Raw genomic sequence first — 16,384 nt, 5'->3', positions numbered from 1 at the left:
GGTCTCGCCTTAGGCGAGACCGACGGCGGTGATCGCCATGTCGATGAGTTTGATGCCGGCGAAGGGGACAAGGATGCCGCCCAGGCCGTAAATCAGGAGGTTTCGGGACAACAGCGAACCCGCTCCGATGGCGCGATACTTGACGCCTTTCAACGACAGCGGGATCAGCGCCACGATGATGAGAGCGTTGAAAATGATCGCCGACAGGATCGCGCTCTGGGGCGAAGCGAGGCCCATGATGTTAAGCGCACCGAGCTGCGGATAGAAGACGAGGAACATCGCCGGGATGATCGCGAAATACTTCGCAATATCGTTGGCGATCGAGAACGTCGTCAGCGCGCCGCGCGTCATCAGCAACTGCTTACCGATTTCCACGATTTCGATCAGCTTGGTCGGATCGCTGTCGAGATCCACCATGTTGCCAGCCTCGCGGGCGGCGACCGTGCCGGTGTTCATGGCGACGCCGACATCCGCCTGGGCGAGCGCCGGGGCGTCATTGGTGCCGTCGCCGCACATGGCGACCAGCTTGCCCTTGGCCTGTTCCTCGCGGATTAGCGCCAGCTTGTTCTCGGGCGTCGCTTGCGCCAGGAAGTCGTCGACACCGGCTTCGGCAGCGATAGCCGCCGCGGTCATCGGGTTGTCGCCGGTGATCATCACCGTGCGAATGCCCATGCGGCGCAGCTCGGCGAACCGCTCCTTGATGCCGCCCTTGACGATGTCCTTGAGATAGATGACCCCGAGCAGGCGGCCATCCTTCACCACAGCGAGCGGCGTGCCGCCTGCCTTGGCGATCTGGTCGGCGATGCCCTGAAGCTCACGAACGCTTTCAGTGGACGCACGCGGGGTGCCGGTTGCGACCGTGGCGAGTTCCACGTGCTTCAGAACCGCATCGACCGCGCCCTTGCGGATGGTCGAACCGTCCAGGTCGACGCCGCTCATACGGGTCTGCGCCGTGAACGGAACGAAAGTCGCTTTGAGGCTCGCCATGTCGCGTGCGCGGATGCCGTATTTTTCCTTGGCGAGCACGACGATCGATCGGCCTTCCGGCGTCTCGTCAGCCAGCGAGGCTAGCTGCGCCGCGTCGGCCAGCTCCTTCTCGGTGACGCCGCGGACCGGCCGGAACTCGCTTGCCTGGCGGTTGCCGAGCGTGATGGTGCCGGTCTTATCGAGCAGCAACGTGTCGACGTCGCCGGCGGCTTCCACAGCACGGCCGGACATGGCCAGGACATTGAAGCGCACCAGCCGGTCCATACCCGCGATGCCGATAGCAGACAGCAGCGCGCCGATGGTCGTGGGGATGAGGGTGACGAACAGGGCAACGAGCACGATCACCGGAACCACGCCGCCGGAATAGGCAGCAAAGCTCGGAATGGTCACGACCGCCAGCACGAAGATCAACGTCATGCCCGCGAGCAGGATATTGAGCGCGATTTCGTTCGGCGTCTTCTGGCGCTCGGCGCCTTCGACGAGAGCGATCATCTTGTCGATGAAGGTCGAACCCGCCGCGGCCGTGATCCGGACCTTGATCCAGTCGGAAAGCACCTGCGTGCCGCCCGTGACAGCAGAGCGGTCGCCGCCAGATTCGCGGATCACCGGGGCCGATTCGCCGGTGATCGCGGCTTCGTTCACCGAGGAGACACCCTCGATGACTTCGCCATCAGAGGGGATGATGTCGCCGGGTTCCACCAGAACAACGTCACCGACCTTCAGCGTTGCGCCAGGCACCATTTTGTAGTCGGAACCGCCGTTCGAGAGCAGCTTGGCCTGGGTCTCGCTGCGGGTGCGCCGAAGCGATTCCGCCTGCGCCTTGCCGCGCCCTTCGGCGACGGCTTCGGCAAAGTTGGCGAAGAGAACCGTGAACCACAGCCACAACACGATCTGCAGCGAGAAGCCGACATTTTCGGCCCCGGTCATGATGTCTTTCAAGAGCAGCGCCGTCGTGAGGACTGACACCACGGCGACTACGAACATAACGGGGTTCTTGGCGAGGCTCTTCGGATTCAGTTTCCTGAAAGCATCGCCAATGGCCGGTACGAGTATGCGAGCGTCCAGCATGCTCGCGGATTTGGACTGGTTCATAAGAAACTCCAGCGAGTTTGTTCTTGGGGGCCAACCACTCGGTCACGCCGCCGCGAGCAATTCAGCGATAAGTTTGGCGAGGAGCACTACGCCCCCCAAAGCCAGTGTCATGCCGAGAATGATCGTCGATGCCCTGGGCGGTCTGGCCGCCCCTCGCTCCTGAAACCAGGAGCGAGGGTTCACGACAAATCGGATCGATCTCAGCCATTTGGCTGTCATCGCGCTCCTCAGAACACCTGACCCGCCAACATGGCGAAGTGTTCGACGATCGGACCCAGCGCTAGGACCGGGAAGAACGTCAACCCGCCGACGATGAGCGTCACTCCAACGACAAGGCCGATGAACAGTGGGCCCGTGGTCGGCAGCGTTCCCGTCGATGCCGGCACGCTCTTCTTGGCTGCAAGCGACCCCGCGATCGCCAGGACCGGCACGATGAGCAGGAAGCGCCCCATCAACATCGCGAGTCCGACGGTGATATTAAAGAAGGGCGTGTTCGCGTTGAGACCGGCAAACGCGCTGCCGTTGTTGTTGGCGCCGGAGGTATAGGCGTACAGCACCTCGCTCAGTCCATGCGGCCCAGCGTCCTGGATGCTAGACAAGCCGACAGGAAGAACGACGGCGATCGCGGTCAGAGCCAGAATGGCGAGCGACGGTCCAAGCATCGCAAGGATGCTCATCTTCACTTCCTTCGCCTCGATCTTCTTGCCGATATATTCCGGCGTGCGACCGACCATCAGACCGGCGATGAAGACGGCCAGGATCGCGAAGATCAAGGTGCCGTAGACACCGGCGCCGATGCCGCCGAGCGGCGGGATCTGCATGTTGAACAAGGGCACAAGGCCGCCCAGCGGCATCAGGCTGTCATGCATAGTGTTGACGGCGCCCGTCGAAGCCGACGTCGTCACCACAGCGAAGAGCGAAGACAGCGCGATACCGAACCGCGTCTCCTTGCCTTCCATGTTGCCGCCCTCGAGGCCGAGCGCATGGAGCAGCGGGTTGCCTGCCGATTCCGCCCAGTAGATGACGCCGATGCCGGCGATGACGATGGTGAGGACGGCGGCAAGCAGCGCCCAACCCTGCTTCTGGTTGCCTGTCATGCGGCCGAACACATTAAGCATCGCAAAGGAGATCGAGTAGATCGCCAGGATGTGAATGAGATTCGTCAGCGCCGTCGGGTTCTCGAACGGATGAGAGGAGTTGGCATTGAAGAAGCCGCCGCCATTCGTTCCCAGATGCTTGATGATCATCTGCGAAGCGACAGGGCCTTGCGCGATCGTCTGCTGCGCGCCTTCAACCGTCGTGGCGACTGTGTAGGGGTTCAGGTTCTGGGGGACGCCTTGCCACACCAGGACGAGGCTGCCGACGATGCAGATAGGCATCAGAATATAGAGCGTGGCCCGCGTCAGATCGACCCAGAAATTGCCGACGGTCTTGGCGGAAGCGCGCGAGAAGCCGCGGATGATCGCCATCGCGCCGGCCACGCCCACAGCCGCCGACACAAAGTTCTGCACCGTGATGCCGGCCATCTGTGTCAGGTAGCTCATGGTGGTTTCGCCACCGTAGCCCTGCCAGTTGGTGTTGGTCATGAAGCTGACCGCCGTGTTGAACGAAGAGTCCGCGCTCACCGCTCCCATCCCGGCCGGGTTGAAGGGCAATCCGCCCTGAACGCGCTGCAGCAAATAGAGCAACGCAAAACCGGCCAGGTTGAACAGCAGCATGGCGCCCAGATAGGTCGTCCAGTGCTGCTCTTCCTTTTCACTGGTTCCGGCCATGCCATAGAGGCCACGTTCCACCGGCCCGAGAACCGGCGAAAGGAAGGTTCTCTCGCCGTTCATGACACGCGTGATATAGCCGCCGAGCGGCTTCACCAGCGCGATAACGATCCCGAGAAAGACCAGGATCTGTATCCATCCGTTTATTGTCATTGGTCGTTTCTTTCCGAGCTGTTGCCTTGATCAGAACCGCTCGGGACGAGCGAGGGCGTAAAGCAGGTAGGCGGTGATAAACACCGCGATTGCCGCCCCAAGGAAATATTCTAAGGTCATGTTGCCGCCTCCTGGGTCAGAGGTTTTCGCAAAGCTTGATGTAGCCAAACATCAAAGCGAAAAATCCGAACCCTATCGCTAGTACAAGAACATCCATTGCTTTCGCCTCCGGCACCGCTGTTGGTACAAATGGCCCGCCAAAGATGGATTGTCCTGACCAGCCACAGTTTGAACTCTTCCAGCGCGCCCTTGCGTACACACGGGTGCCGGAGGAGGAATTTGGCGGAAATATGGACGCGAACCGCATATAGGTTCGAGAGAGGACGAGGCCTCAAAAAATAGGAATCTAATAGTTTTTTTGGCCTCACTCATAAAAATTTCATAGGAATCTCTCGCTGGAAGCGCGGTGGTAACTAAAAAGCCCGCCGACTCGGTAGAGTCGGCGGGCTTTGCTTATCTCAAGCCGAAGATTTTCTTCCCCATTTCCAACGTCGCGAGAAGGGCAGCGAGTGCAAAGGCGGGGCTTCCGGATCGACGGCGACCGGCTACGCGGCTTCCCAATGTCCAAACAGCGGGTCCAGGGTCAGACGCTGGTTTTCGCCCATACAGATCACGGCGCCCGGCGCATTGTTGGTTTCCTGACGGGCGAAGTGAATCGCCGCATCCTTGCTCACGAAGCAGCCGCCGACGAGGTTACGCTCATCGCGGACGGTCCAGCATCCTCGGTTGTCCTGGCCGACAAAGAAATGGTTCAGAGGTTGAGGAGGCTCTTTCGGCGGAATGGCGCTTGCCATGGTGGATAATCCTGATTGTTCGTTGAAGACTGAGCTGTGGACGTCGATGGGCGCTAGCCGGCCAGCGACGTCACCATGGCGACAGCCGCGATTACGAGGGCTATCACGACTCCGAGCCGCAGGAACATTCCAACGTCGGCCATCGGCTCATCCGAGCCCACGGCAACCTTGACCTCGCCATCCGTGCGCCCGACATTGGCTTTGTTCTGCTGATGCATCGCATAGAAATAGTAACCACGAGGGTACATCGTCGACATCCTTTCTCGATATCGGCAGGAGCTTCTACTCGTCGAGTAAGATGATGCTTTTTGCCGATACCTTGAATCTAAGGATTTCGGGATTTGTTCTCCATTTCTCGGAAGAACGCATTTCATAGTATTTTCATTAGAGAACACAGCAGCACGATGCTGCTGTTATAAAGGCGGCCCGATCAGACCGAGAGGGGGACGAGAGACCGCTCGGCGAGCAGGCACGTGTCGATCGCCAAAGTGTCGATCTCCGCAACGGCCGCGCGAACTCTTGCCAGGGTGGCTTCAGTGACCTCGACCAGCGGGAGGCGGACGGCGGGCGAGTATCCGCGCGCGCAATGCAACGCGCACTTGATCGGGCATGGATTGCTTTCAAGCTCCAGCGCTTCGATCAGGGGGAAAAGATGGGCGTTGATGCGCCGTGCTTCCAGATAGGCGCTTTTGCGTACTGCGCCGACCATCGCCGCGGTCAACATCGGGGCGACGTTGGAGACGACCGAGATCGCACCATCTCCTCCTGTCGTCATGAAGGCGAGCATCGAACGGTCTTGTCCGGAAAGCTGGGTGAAGCGATCGCCAAAGCGGAAAGCCATCGCGCTTACCCGCGTCGGATCTCCGCTTGCGTCCTTGATGCCGACAAGGCCGGGCAGGCGCGCAAGGCGGTCCAGCGTTTCGACTCTGATATCGACGGCCGTCCGCGAAGGCACATTGTAGATGATGATCGGCAGCTCCGCAGCTTGCGCGACACTCTCGAAATGCCGGAACAGGCCCTACTGGCTCGGCCGACTATAATAAGGCGTGACGACCAGAGCTCCATCCGCGCCAAGCCGAGCCGCCTCGCAGGTTAGTTCAACGGTGCGCTGGGTGTCGTTTGTCCCCGAGCCGGCGATCACCGGCACACGGCCATTGGAAACCTCGACGCACAACCGGACCACCGCCGCCCATTCCGGATGAGACAGGGTCGGCGCCTCGCCCGTGGTGCCGCAGGCGACAAGCCCCCGTACGCCCTGGTCGATCTGCCAGTTGGCGAGCTCCGCCAAGGCGTCGAAATCGATAGCCTCACCCCTAAACGGAGTGACAAGTGCGGTCATCAGACCGCCGAATAACGGAGAGTCGCCTCTGGGCGTCATGCTGCCTGTTCTCCATCTTTCGAGAGTTCTTTTGGCCGCTCTCGGCGACGACCGAGGGAGCTTAGCAACGCGATCATCAGGGCAGCCGCCAAGTCATCGTGTCGGCCTGCGCACCTGCGCAAATTACCGCGATCGTTCCACGCCACGCGACAACGCCAACGATCTCCTGACCGCTCCATCGACCAAGGCTGCCGTGTTGGCTGCAGATGAGCTCCGAGTTCGATCACCGCTTCAAGCAAGGCATTCGCTTCGAGCAGATCCCGGAGCCGGCGGTGCCGTCGAAACTGCGGCTGGTCTTCGCGCTCCTCGATAATCCTCACCGCCAGCCAGATGTGGTACTCCTTGATGACCCTGGCCATTTCCAACTGCGTCCTCAGGCTTGGCAACTCAGCCAGACGGCTTTCACCGATAGCGCGCCTTCGGTCGTCGAGTTGGAGGGCGGGAGCAGCAGGGCTTGTCATACCGCTCTCAGAAAAACTATGGCGACGACTTGCACAGCGGCACAGCTCGCCGCAAACATCAGGAGCAGGTATTCCGATCTACGGCGTCGCTCGCGTTTAGTGAACTTCGGTTTCGACCGCGGCAACCGGGGGTGAGCAGGACGGCCTGCAACTCTGCATTCAACCGCCATTGCTGAGCACCAGATAGATGCTGGGGCCTGCGGCAGCAAGAACAGCGCAACCGGCGATCACCACCAGAACGATGATCTCCACGCCGCAGCGGATGAGGTGTCGGGAGACTTGGCGCTTGCTTGGTACAGCCTGGCTCAATTTTCGCCCTCACTTGGGTCAACCTGGCGCGGTTCGCGCCGTCGACTAAGGTTCATCATCTCCAGGCAGAAGCGGCCGTCTGACAGTTGCAGAAAGAGACGATAGCAGCCGTAACTCTCGCCTATCAGCCTCGCGGCACCGACCGCATCATTGCGCGTGGGGTGGCACCACTCGGAGTCTTCACCTTCAAGATGCACAGTCCAGTGATCATCATAGTTCCGATAGACCCAGAGAACGGGCAGGACCGGATACACAGTCGCTGTGGCCTGAGGAGCCTCCAATTTCGATATGATCCGTTCTAAACCCATGTTTCACCTAAGTCCGCAGAGCATCTGCGGAGCCGGCGGCTCCGCATTTCCGCCCGCGCCCGTCCTAGAAAAGCACCCCAGCTTCAAACATCCCGCGAACCTGGTCGCGCTTGTCGAAATTGGACCCAAAGCCGTAGCCTTCGGTGACCCGGTCAATGCGGGTGTACGAGAGCTCGGTGCGCGCGAAGAAGATCCCGCGCTGGTAGGTCGGCGTCACCGTCAGCGACCACGCCCTGCTTTTCGGCCCGTAGAACAGATTAGTGGGGGCGCAGTCTGCGGCGACGCCGCAATCTCCTCCGCTTGAAGCGATGTACTCGGCGCGTCCAGCGATCGAGAAATTCTCATCGATGGCATATCGAGCCAACAGCGCGCCGCCGAATGTTTCGGCCGAGCGATCAATCCCGATGTCCCTGTTCGAGCGGACCGTTGTGTATTGCAGGTAGGGCTGGAGCGTCAGCGGGCCGTTGACATAGGTGTAGATCACATTGAAGATGCTGCTGTTGTTCTGCGCCAAAGGCGTCGCCGCGCCGGTCTTGCCGGACTCTGCAAAACTGCCTGCGGCGACCAGCGTGATCGTGCTCGACGGCGTCGCCGCATAAGACAACAGACCGGATACCCAGTTGTAATTCCCTGAGTAGAAACCATCGTTGACCGACACGGAGGCGTTCAGCGGTCCATTGCTATAGTTCACCTGAACACCGCGGCTAATGGCCGGCTCCTGGTTCCAGAGCAGTCCGCGCGCGATATTCATATTCTGGAACGTGAAGGTCGATTCCGCACCGATCAACGTCGGCAGCAAACCGGCCTGAATCGAGAAGTTCGGCGACAGCTCGAGCTTGCCATAAGCAACCGGCACGGGCCCGTATAACTGGTCGGTCACGTCGGTTGCGCGGGTGTAGGCCGAGCCCAACGCGGGCAGTGAGTAGACGCCGCCCTGGACGAAGAACGTCAAAGGCGCCCCGGTCGTCTGCACCTGTATTTGGGCATTGCCGACATCGACGAGGGGATCCCTCGTCTGGGGATCGACGCCCGGAATGCCGTTCGTCTGCGCATTGCCGATGCCTGTGAGCTGGCCGGTGATATGAAGACGACCAAACATGCCTGCATCCGTACTCATCGGATGGGGGTTAGGGCGCAGAGGACCACCAAAACTCGGCGCGCTCAGGGGTTCCGCCGCTGCTTGGCCAAGACCCATCATCGAACCGGCCATGATCGCGACCGCGCCGACCGCGCTCCGGGAAAGCACCCGCCGGTGTCCTGAACCCGATCTCGGTGAACGAGCGCCCTCCCAGGCTCCTGGGAAGGCGGGCGGGAGGGACGGTTTAAGCGGCTTCATGCCTTCAGATCCTTCCGGTTTGGCGGGATCATCAAGCTAGATAGAGCCGCATATTATTTCGACGGGAGCTCAGCCGCGCTGCGATAGTATTTTCATAAGAAAAGCTCCGACAAAAATATACGCACTCATATAGCCGGATTTTTATTTGACTGAGCACGACTTTGCGCCCTCTCTCGCGCGGGAGTGTGCTTCTATGATTGACCAGAATCTCGATTATCTCGCTAACTTGCTTTGCCGAAACCGTCGGCAGGGACTAACCTCAGACATCCCTTTCGATCTGCTTCGAAGCGAAGACGATGCTTGGGCGGTGCAGTCAGCAGCAATCTCAGCCTTCGCCAATGACGCGGTAGGCTACGCCCTCATAGGGACTTGCCCGGCCATTCGCGGCTCGCTTGGCCTTGCTAGTCCGATCTACTGCCCGATTCCTGTGGGAACAGTGCTTCAAGACTCCCACGGGCCGTTCCGGCTTCCCCAAGGTTTCATCGGGGCACAATGCGAAATCGTCTTTACGATAGGAGGTCCCTTGGGGGCGGACCATTGGCCCATCACTCGCGATCAATTTTGCAAGGCGATCCTGAGCTACCAACCGGCTATCGGTCTTGTCGGGCGACGTGGTCACCTGACTGGGCAACCACACCTGGCCGCCATCGCGGACTATGCGTTCCATGTTTCGACGATCGTCGACAGATATCATGAGCCAACAGGCCTGGACGCCATGGACAGGATCGACATGCGAGCGTCGATCAACAACGTTCCGGTGTTTCAGTCGGCATCGGGAGAGGGGCTGGTTGATCCGATCAACTCTGCGCTCTGGCTCGTGAATGACCTGATCGCTAGAAGCAATTATCTCAGTGCCGGCGATATCGTAGCAACCGGATCGATCATCCCGATGCTGCTGCAAATCCTTCCTGGTCAGGAACTGAAGGTTGAGTTGTCAGGCGTAGGCGACGCAGCCGCAAGCTTTCTTTGAGCCAACAGATTTAGCCGATCAAACGGCCAGTTGATGACCACTGAAAATGTAGAGACCTAACGCCGTCGCCGCCAACCATAGAGCTTCATCCCAATAGGTGAAGCTGGTCTTGCCGAGTCGTTCGCCGCGATGAACTGCGTAAGCGACGGCCATTACGCCGTATATGCCGGTCCACAACGCAAAGGTTGCAAGGAAATTTTCGCTCTTCAGAATGTAAGCGATTGCCGCAGCGACGACCAGCTTGATGCAATAGCGTCCAACGTGCTCTCGCGACTGCTCGTCTAACCGCATAACACGCTAGGATCGTTATTTAGATCAGGCCGAAGACGAGAGTCAGCCGGTAGCCAACATACCCGACGCCGATCGCCGTAATTGCAAGGACAAGCAACAAGCCAAGCCCACCCCCACCTGGCTCGTTCTGAGGGCGCGGCGCCTCGTTCTGATTCTTCCTGCCCCAATCATTCCCAGCCATTTCCGATGAGCGCTCTCTCGGCGCTCCAGTGCGCAGCCATTTCTAGGGTGTCACTGCATAGGAATTCGAGAGGGATAACCTTCAGGCTATATAGTCAAATTTTATACGCGGACGCTCTCAACGATAAACCCAGGCCGGCGCCGATGACGGGCAGCAACCGCTTTAGCTGCCATTGGCCCACAAGCTGCGACCTAAAGACTTGCATGTAAGAGACGATAACCTGTTGAGCGTTGGATGCCCCGATTCATATCCGTCTTTCTGTCCCGTCTCCGGCGATATGGCTTGGGAGGAGAGTGTACGTTGGGCTCGCCGCTCCTTTGATGGCCAGGACGCGGCGGACGCCGTGATTGGCTGGCCGAGAGCGGAACGGCTCTCGCGTCGTTGGACAAATCAAGAGAGTGGCCAGATGGTGCCATTTCTGCGGGGACGGCAAGCGTCAGCGCGAACCGGCCCGGCAGAACCTTCTGGCAATCGAAAACGACACGTGGGTCAATCGCTGCACCTCATGCCGCCTTTCGCGTGCCTGAATTACCCCGGTCGGCCGCAAGCTCGCGTTCGAGCGCCAGCAGCGCCTGCTCGACCTCGTCGAGGCGCGACGGCCGGTTGTTCTCAGGCATCCCTTCATTGGTTGCCTGGTCGATCAGGTATTCGGTCCAAGCCCAGTTCATCAGGATCGACCGTTTGGCTTCCACCGTTAGCGTAGGATCGCCGACCACGCCCATGGCGATGGCCAACTCTCCGGACCGGACCGGTCGTTTCGATTCGCTGCGTCGTCGAGGACGTGCCCGTATCTTTCCTGAAGGGCAGCCAGCCCTAGTCGATCCAGCGTCGCGTCTGAGAACGAGTGCTTCGACCTCTCCACTCGCGGAGGCTTTTCATTGACGCGGCGACTGCTGGCGTTGCCGATTTGCCCGGTCGGCCTTTGGACAATATAAGTAAGCCCCTGCCGCTCGGCGTAGCGGATGGCCGATTCCGGTGTCGGGAAGGCTAGCTCGACCTGGGTCAGCGTATCGTCGCCGCCGGTATAGCCCATCAGCGGTTCAATGAAGGGCGCTGTGCGCCGCTCGAAGATCAGCCGCCAGCCCTTCGTGCGGGCCTTGCCGGAGGTCGTCACCGCGCGGGACGGCTTGTAGATGCGCGCAACCGCGTCATCCGGGAATACTGAGCGCCCCATCGAAAGGGGCTTGTGCCGGTTGTCGTTCGACGGCCACGCTTGCGAAATTGAATTTCCAGTTGATCTGCTGATCTGTCTCGTCATCTCCATTGTTCATCCCTCCCTCTCTGGCGATGCAGCCGACGGCGGCCAGATGGCCCGCCGCCGGCGCCTGCCATGCGTCAACTCTTGATGGCGATGCGCTTGACCTGCGACTGCGCCTCTTCGCTCTTGGGCAAGGTCACGGTCAGCACGCCGTTTTTGAACCGCGCGTCGACTTGGTCGTCCTTGACCTCGTAGCCGAGCGGGATACGACGCTCGAAGCGGCCATAGAAACGCTCGGTGAAATGCCTGTCTTTGTCCTCCGTTTCGGAGCGCTTCTCGCCCTTCAACGTCAGCACGCCATCGTGGAGCAGGACTTCGATGTCCTTCTCTTCCAAGCCGGGCACTTCGGCGGTCACTTTGATCTCCTTCTCGCCGTCGGAGATCTCCACGCTCGGCCAACCGCCGCTGAAGGCGGACGCGCTAACGAGAGAGGGTAGGTTCGGCCCGAAGCCGCGGAAGACGTCGTCGAACAGCCTGTTCACCTCGCGATGCAACGAGAGAAACGGATCACGTTCGCCCTCGCGCAAGATACTGGGAACCTGATTGCCGTTGCTGCGGCCCCAGGGGATCAGATCACGGACACTCATTATTCTTCTCCTTTCTGTTCGTTCGACTGACAATGCTTTCCCGTCGGCGCCGGGAAGTGCCCGGCGCCTTGCGCAAATTACGCTGGGAGAGCTACCTCAGGCGGCCTGCTTGTCGGCCTCGATCTGCCTGGTCCCAACCTTGGGCAGCGCCTCGCCGGCCGCAATCTGGATCTTGCGCGGCTTCATCTCTTCGGGAACCTCGCGCTTGAGATCAATCGTCAGCAGACCATTGACCAGGCTGGCGCCCACGACCTTCACGTGGTCGGCCAGTTCAAAGCGGCGCTGGAATGTGCGGGCGGCAATTCCGCGATGCAGATACTGGCTGTTATCCTCGCCAGCCTTCTGACCGGACACCACGAGCATGTTCTGCTCCTGGGTGATGGTCAGTTCGTCCTGCGCGAAACCGGCCACCGCCATGGTGATGCGGTAGTCGTCCTCGCCGGTCTTGGCTATGTCATAAGGAGGCCAGTTGTCGATGGTCTCGACGCGGCTCGCAGCTTCGAGCGCGCTCAATATTCGGTCGAAGCCGATGCTCGACCGGAACAGGGGAGTAAAGTCGAAAGTGGTTCTCATAGCCACATCCTCCTTGTGAAGCAACATGGATACAAGTTGTTCTGCCGTTGGACGCTGTTGCATCGGCTCGGCTTTCCGACCCCGAAATGAGCGGCCGGCGATTTAAGATTTAGTTCAGTGGATTGGCTGTTCAAGAGCCGTCGGCATACCCATGTGACAGACCTCAACAGGTCCGAGATGCCGACCGGAATCCGGTATGTCCACCATAGAATGTGTCCTGCGTAGCGTTCACCATCCAGCTCCCGGGGCGTCTAGCTTGCGCCATCACTTCATGCACCTGTTCTAGATCCGCGATATATGCCCGTTGGTGAACGAGGGCGGACTGATCAGGGTCTTGGGAACGCCAGCGTCGTGGGCAATATCAACCGCGGGCTAGGCCGCGTACCTTCTGATAGCGCAATTTCGGCTGCATTCCTCTTGCGAACAAAAATGGAACAAAGGACTTGTAAAGCGACTCTTTACAGGGCACAGTCCATAAAGTCGCAAAGGTAGGGAGGCGGCCACATGCGAGCTGCAGTCCGGACAACAGAGCCTGGCCATCCTGGCGAGTTCGTCAAAAGCGAAATTGTCGAGGCCAACGGTCTATCGGTGACGGATGCCGCACAGGTACTAGGCGTGACCCGGCCGGCGCTCTCGGCCCTGCTTAACGGCCGTTCGGATTTGACGCCCCAAATGGCGGTTCGCATAGAGAAAGCCTTTGGCGTGTCTATCGAACAGTTGATGGAGATGCAGACCAGCTTTGACATCGCGGAAGTCCGTAAGCGGGCGGGCGAAATCAAGGTAGCGCCTTACAAGCCGAAGGCGGCTAAGGCGCGGGATGGGGTAAGAGATGACAAGTTCTAGATCGACCGCACGCTTGGAAAGCCCAGCGACAGCCGACGCGGCCGTTGCCATAGACTTCAAGCGCGTCGAATTGGCGCGCGCCCGCGTCATGGCAAGGGCTTGGGCAGAAACGATTCCGGAGACACGCCGCACCAGCCAAGCCGCCCTTTTCGCAAGGGCGGCAATAGAGGCATTTGCCGCGTGTGTGGCTCCTCGGCTGACCCTCAGCTCACCCTTTGTGACTGTCCGCGGAAAGCTCGATGCGACCGCGCGCCAGCTCGCCACATCTATTGGGCGTGAGGCGTCGATACTGCCCATCTTGGAAGGCGGCCACTTCTTGACCAGCCTCTACACGACCTTATTGCCAGGGAGGGAGCGCAGCGCCCTCGGCGCATTTTACACGCCTCCGGCGTTAACCCAACGCCTGCTCGATCTCGCCGATGAAGGGGGCGTTGACTGGTCAACTGCGCGAGTGCTCGACCCGGCGAGCGGCGGTGGCGCCTTCCTTTTGGAAGTCGCCGCGCGCATGCGCCTAGCACTTGAAGGCAGCGAGCCGGCTTTTGTCCTTGCCCAGCTAGGCACCCGTCTTTCGGGCCTCGAGCTTGATCCGCATGCGGCGTCCCTCTCACAGGCCGCGCTCGAAATCTTCCTATCCGATCTCAGTATGGCGAGCGGCCGCACTACACCAGTCTTCGTGAAAGTCTGTGACACGCTCGAAGAGACGCCCGTGGCGCAATATGACCTGGTGATCGGCAATCCACCTTACGGGCGCGTGACCCTCTCGGCTGCACAACGCGCCCGCTATGCACGCAGTCTGTACGGCCATGCCAACCTCTATGGCGTGTTCACTGACGTTGCGCTGAGATGGACACGACCGGGCGGCGTCATTGCCTACCTCACGCCCACGAGCGTTCTAGGTGGGCAGTATTACACTGCTTTGCGCCAGCTTCTCGCGGACCAGGCTCCACCCATCGCGATTGATTTTGTCCATGCCCGCCGTGGCGTCTTCGAGGATGTCCTGCAGGAAACCCTACTTGCGCTCTATCGCAAGGGCGGAAAGCGGGATCGTTTCCAAGTGCATTATCTCAATGTCGATAACGAGCGCGAGGCGCGTCTAACTAAGAACGGCAAAGTTGGCCTGCCGCTCGACGCCAGCGCACCGTGGCTCGCGCCCCGCGAGCCGGGCCATGTCGGGTTGATCAAGTCGGCCGAAGGCATGGCCGCCCGCTTGTCGGATTGGGGATATGGCGTTTCGACTGGGCCGCTTGTGTGGAACAGGTTCAAGCCTCGGATGCGCACCCGCGCGGCGCACGGACTGCACCCACTGATTTGGGCGGAGGCGGTAACGGCTGATGGGCGCTTTGAATTCCGAGCACAGAAGAAGAACCACGCACCCTACTTCAAGACGGAAGCCGGCGACGAATGGCTTGTGGTAGAGAAAGGGTGCGTCCTGGTGCAGCGCACGACTGCCAAGGAGCAATTGCGCCGCCTGATAGCTGCCGAATTGCCGCAGACCTTCATCGACACGCATGGTGGCGTCATCGTCGAAAACCACCTGAACATGGTGCGCGCGATCGGAAAGCCGAAAGTCTCCCCCGCGACCGTTGCCGCCGTGCTCAACAGCGACGTGGTCGATCAGATGTTCCGTTGCATCAGCGGGAGCGTCGCCGTGTCGGCGTTTGAATTGGAGGCCATTCCGCTGCCGCCTGCCTCGGCCATGACGCAAATCGAGCGACTTGTCGCGAAGGACTCTCCGCGTGCGGTCATCGAAAAGGCCCTACGCAGCCTCTATGGCCTCAAAGCATGACGCTCCCCCAGGTCCTATCGTGGAAGGCCATCCACGCACGCTTGCCGGAAATATTCCCGGAAGGCTTACAGAACCGCGAGCATTCAATCTGGGAAATCGCGGCCAAGACCATTTTTGTCATGCTCTACGCGGGCGCAGTCGAAGGCGCAGACCGATGGATTCGCCCTGATCAGGTCACGCGCATGACTGACGAGCAAGCGGCGCTGTCGGATGACGATGCACGCCACGCATGGGCAAAGGCTTCCATCAAGCCAAGCAAGGCGGACGTCCCCGGTCGCTGGTACGCGGTTAATACACGAGAATCTATCCGCGATGACACGATCCGATATGCTCTGATCCAAAATGGCGCTGTGATCGAGCGTCCCGGCCTTTCCACTACGTCGCCGGCCGGACGCTATGCTCTGCAGACTGACTTCGCGGATCTGCTGGCGCCCGGGCTTGATGAAGCAACGTTCATTGCGAAAGCGGCCGCTTGGCGGGACAAGCATCTCAATGCGGGCGCGCTCGCCCGAATTGCGATCGTTCGCAGGGGCGCGGCCGGTGGCGGCGCTTATGAGCTCGTGACGTTTCCTAACGGCGAAACCCGCCGCATGTCGACGGGGCCGAGCGCCGATATTTCAAAGGCGGTGATTGAAGTCTTTGCGCCGAAATTCCTGCAGAAGCCGGGAGTCATCACCCTGAGCGAGAGCGGCAATAAGGTAGTGGCCCGCGATGATGAGCTGGCCAAGGCGATCAGTCTGACAATCCCGGCGGACAAGAGTCTACCTGACATTGTGCTGGTCGATCTCGGCCCGGCGCATCCATTGCTGATCTTTGTCGAAGTTGTGCACACGGATGGCCCGGTCAACGATGCGCGCAAGACGAGCCTTTTACAAATTGCAGAAGGGGCTGGTTTTGCGCCACAGCACGTTGCGTTCGTGACCGCTTATCTCGATCGAGCCTCACCGACATTCCGTAAAACTGTCAGCAGCCTAGCCTGGGGTAGTTATGCCTGGTTCGCATCGGAGCCAGACAGTCTCATGGTGTTCAGCGGCAGGCCCATGCAGATCGAGGGAGGCTGACAGTGGGTTCGTGTGAGCTTTATAGTGGGTATGCGCCCTTTCTGACTCCAAGGAGAAGTTGGAGGGGCCGAAGCACTCCATCCGGACGGTAGGTCGAATCATAATTTCGTATTTCGTGGCGGTCGATGTCGCGAGTTAAGGACGTCAAAACTTGTGATCTGTGGACGGTTATAGAAGTCCGCGG

Annotated in this window: 14 protein-coding genes and 2 pseudogenes; 4 read left to right on the top strand and 12 right to left on the bottom strand. The window is 60.0% G+C overall.

The window, feature by feature from the left end; translation table 11 throughout:
* Positions 1 to 9: 9 nt before the first annotated feature.
* From kdpB to H512_RS0102910, 8 genes and pseudogenes are all read right to left on the bottom strand, one after another.
* Positions 10 to 2,079: a potassium-transporting ATPase subunit KdpB gene (gene kdpB, locus H512_RS0102945; protein WP_012561356.1), complete on the bottom strand. Its 2,070-nt coding sequence runs from the start codon at positions 2,077 to 2,079 to the stop codon at positions 10 to 12.
* Between the two features lie 227 nt (positions 2,080 to 2,306).
* Positions 2,307 to 4,004, bottom strand: coding sequence for a potassium-transporting ATPase subunit KdpA (kdpA, locus tag H512_RS0102940; protein ID WP_012561355.1), 1,698 nt, complete (start codon positions 4,002 to 4,004; stop codon positions 2,307 to 2,309).
* A gap of 30 nt (positions 4,005 to 4,034) precedes the next feature.
* Complete coding sequence (gene kdpF / locus H512_RS26165) at positions 4,035 to 4,124, bottom strand: K(+)-transporting ATPase subunit F (protein WP_081434661.1); 90 nt, start codon at positions 4,122 to 4,124, stop codon at positions 4,035 to 4,037.
* Positions 4,125 to 4,609: 485 nt separating this feature from the next.
* Positions 4,610 to 4,858, bottom strand: coding sequence for a hypothetical protein (locus tag H512_RS26160; protein WP_012561354.1), 249 nt, complete (start codon positions 4,856 to 4,858; stop codon positions 4,610 to 4,612).
* A 53-nt stretch (positions 4,859 to 4,911) separates the two neighbouring features.
* Positions 4,912 to 5,115 (bottom strand): hypothetical protein, encoded by a 204-nt coding sequence (locus H512_RS0102925; protein ID WP_012561353.1) that lies wholly within the window; start codon positions 5,113 to 5,115, stop codon positions 4,912 to 4,914.
* A 173-nt stretch (positions 5,116 to 5,288) separates the two neighbouring features.
* Positions 5,289 to 6,197 (bottom strand): annotated as a pseudogene (gene dapA, locus H512_RS22335) (4-hydroxy-tetrahydrodipicolinate synthase).
* Between the two features lie 35 nt (positions 6,198 to 6,232).
* Positions 6,233 to 6,595: a hypothetical protein gene (locus H512_RS0102915; RefSeq protein ID WP_013912758.1), complete on the bottom strand. Its 363-nt coding sequence runs from the start codon at positions 6,593 to 6,595 to the stop codon at positions 6,233 to 6,235.
* 783 nt (positions 6,596 to 7,378) lie between these two features.
* A complete protein-coding gene (locus H512_RS0102910) occupies positions 7,379 to 8,560 on the bottom strand; it encodes a porin (RefSeq protein ID WP_244396122.1) in 1,182 nt (393 codons plus the stop codon).
* Between the two features lie 283 nt (positions 8,561 to 8,843).
* Here H512_RS0102910 and H512_RS0102905 point away from each other — a divergent pair, with 283 nt between their 5' ends.
* Positions 8,844 to 9,620 carry a 2-keto-4-pentenoate hydratase gene (locus H512_RS0102905; protein ID WP_013912760.1) on the top strand — a complete coding sequence of 259 codons (777 nt, stop codon included), beginning with the start codon at positions 8,844 to 8,846 and terminating at the stop codon, positions 9,618 to 9,620.
* Positions 9,621 to 9,638: 18 nt separating this feature from the next.
* Here the strand turns inward: H512_RS0102905 and H512_RS0102900 are convergent, their stop codons facing one another.
* The 4 genes and pseudogenes from H512_RS0102900 to H512_RS0102875 form a co-directional block, all read right to left on the bottom strand.
* Positions 9,639 to 9,911, bottom strand: coding sequence for a hypothetical protein (locus H512_RS0102900; protein WP_012561347.1), 273 nt, complete (start codon positions 9,909 to 9,911; stop codon positions 9,639 to 9,641).
* A 684-nt stretch (positions 9,912 to 10,595) separates the two neighbouring features.
* Positions 10,596 to 11,356: pseudogene (locus tag H512_RS0102885) on the bottom strand (NADH dehydrogenase ubiquinone Fe-S protein 4).
* A 71-nt stretch (positions 11,357 to 11,427) separates the two neighbouring features.
* Positions 11,428 to 11,937 carry an Hsp20/alpha crystallin family protein gene (locus H512_RS0102880; RefSeq protein WP_012561342.1) on the bottom strand — a complete coding sequence of 170 codons (510 nt, stop codon included), beginning with the start codon at positions 11,935 to 11,937 and terminating at the stop codon, positions 11,428 to 11,430.
* A 96-nt stretch (positions 11,938 to 12,033) separates the two neighbouring features.
* Complete coding sequence (locus tag H512_RS0102875; RefSeq protein ID WP_012561341.1) at positions 12,034 to 12,510, bottom strand: Hsp20 family protein; 477 nt, start codon at positions 12,508 to 12,510, stop codon at positions 12,034 to 12,036.
* Positions 12,511 to 13,014: 504 nt separating this feature from the next.
* Here H512_RS0102875 and H512_RS0102870 point away from each other — a divergent pair.
* From H512_RS0102870 to H512_RS0102860, 3 genes are all read left to right on the top strand, one after another.
* Positions 13,015 to 13,353, top strand: a complete 339-nt coding sequence (locus H512_RS0102870) for a HigA family addiction module antitoxin (RefSeq protein WP_012561340.1) — start codon at positions 13,015 to 13,017, stop codon at positions 13,351 to 13,353.
* 316 nt (positions 13,354 to 13,669) lie between these two features.
* Entirely contained in the window at positions 13,670 to 15,139 is a 1,470-nt protein-coding gene (locus tag H512_RS0102865; RefSeq protein ID WP_244396121.1) for an HsdM family class I SAM-dependent methyltransferase, read from the top strand.
* Positions 15,136 to 16,200, top strand: a complete 1,065-nt coding sequence (locus H512_RS0102860; protein WP_012561338.1) for a BsuBI/PstI family type II restriction endonuclease — start codon at positions 15,136 to 15,138, stop codon at positions 16,198 to 16,200. The genes H512_RS0102865 and H512_RS0102860 overlap by 4 nt, the downstream gene beginning before the upstream one ends.
* Positions 16,201 to 16,384 lie beyond the last annotated feature (184 nt).

This window comes from Pleomorphomonas koreensis DSM 23070, from assembly GCF_000425185.1.
In the GTDB taxonomy this organism is placed as follows: Bacteria; Pseudomonadota; Alphaproteobacteria; order Rhizobiales; family Pleomorphomonadaceae; genus Pleomorphomonas; species Pleomorphomonas koreensis.
The sequence above is the reverse complement of the archived record's forward strand: the minus strand, read 5'-3'. Positions and strand labels throughout refer to the sequence as shown.

What these genes read in the sequence shown, in the direction of transcription:
- kdpB (WP_012561356.1), bottom strand. Translation starts at nt 2,079, where the DNA reads ATGAACCAGTCCAAATCCGCGAGCATGCTGGACGCTCGCATACTCGTA.
- kdpA (WP_012561355.1), bottom strand. Translation starts at nt 4,004, where the DNA reads ATGACAATAAACGGATGGATACAGATCCTGGTCTTTCTCGGGATCGTT.
- kdpF (WP_081434661.1), bottom strand. Translation starts at nt 4,124, where the DNA reads ATGACCTTAGAATATTTCCTTGGGGCGGCAATCGCGGTGTTTATCACC.
- H512_RS26160 (WP_012561354.1), bottom strand. Translation starts at nt 4,858, where the DNA reads ATGGCAAGCGCCATTCCGCCGAAAGAGCCTCCTCAACCTCTGAACCAT.
- H512_RS0102925 (WP_012561353.1), bottom strand. Translation starts at nt 5,115, where the DNA reads ATGTCGACGATGTACCCTCGTGGTTACTATTTCTATGCGATGCATCAG.
- H512_RS0102915 (WP_013912758.1), bottom strand. Translation starts at nt 6,595, where the DNA reads ATGGCCAGGGTCATCAAGGAGTACCACATCTGGCTGGCGGTGAGGATT.
- H512_RS0102905 (WP_013912760.1), top strand. Translation starts at nt 8,844, where the DNA reads ATGATTGACCAGAATCTCGATTATCTCGCTAACTTGCTTTGCCGAAAC.
- H512_RS0102900 (WP_012561347.1), bottom strand. Translation starts at nt 9,911, where the DNA reads ATGCGGTTAGACGAGCAGTCGCGAGAGCACGTTGGACGCTATTGCATC.
- H512_RS0102880 (WP_012561342.1), bottom strand. Translation starts at nt 11,937, where the DNA reads ATGAGTGTCCGTGATCTGATCCCCTGGGGCCGCAGCAACGGCAATCAG.
- H512_RS0102875 (WP_012561341.1), bottom strand. Translation starts at nt 12,510, where the DNA reads ATGAGAACCACTTTCGACTTTACTCCCCTGTTCCGGTCGAGCATCGGC.
- H512_RS0102870 (WP_012561340.1), top strand. Translation starts at nt 13,015, where the DNA reads ATGCGAGCTGCAGTCCGGACAACAGAGCCTGGCCATCCTGGCGAGTTC.
- H512_RS0102860 (WP_012561338.1), top strand. Translation starts at nt 15,136, where the DNA reads ATGACGCTCCCCCAGGTCCTATCGTGGAAGGCCATCCACGCACGCTTG.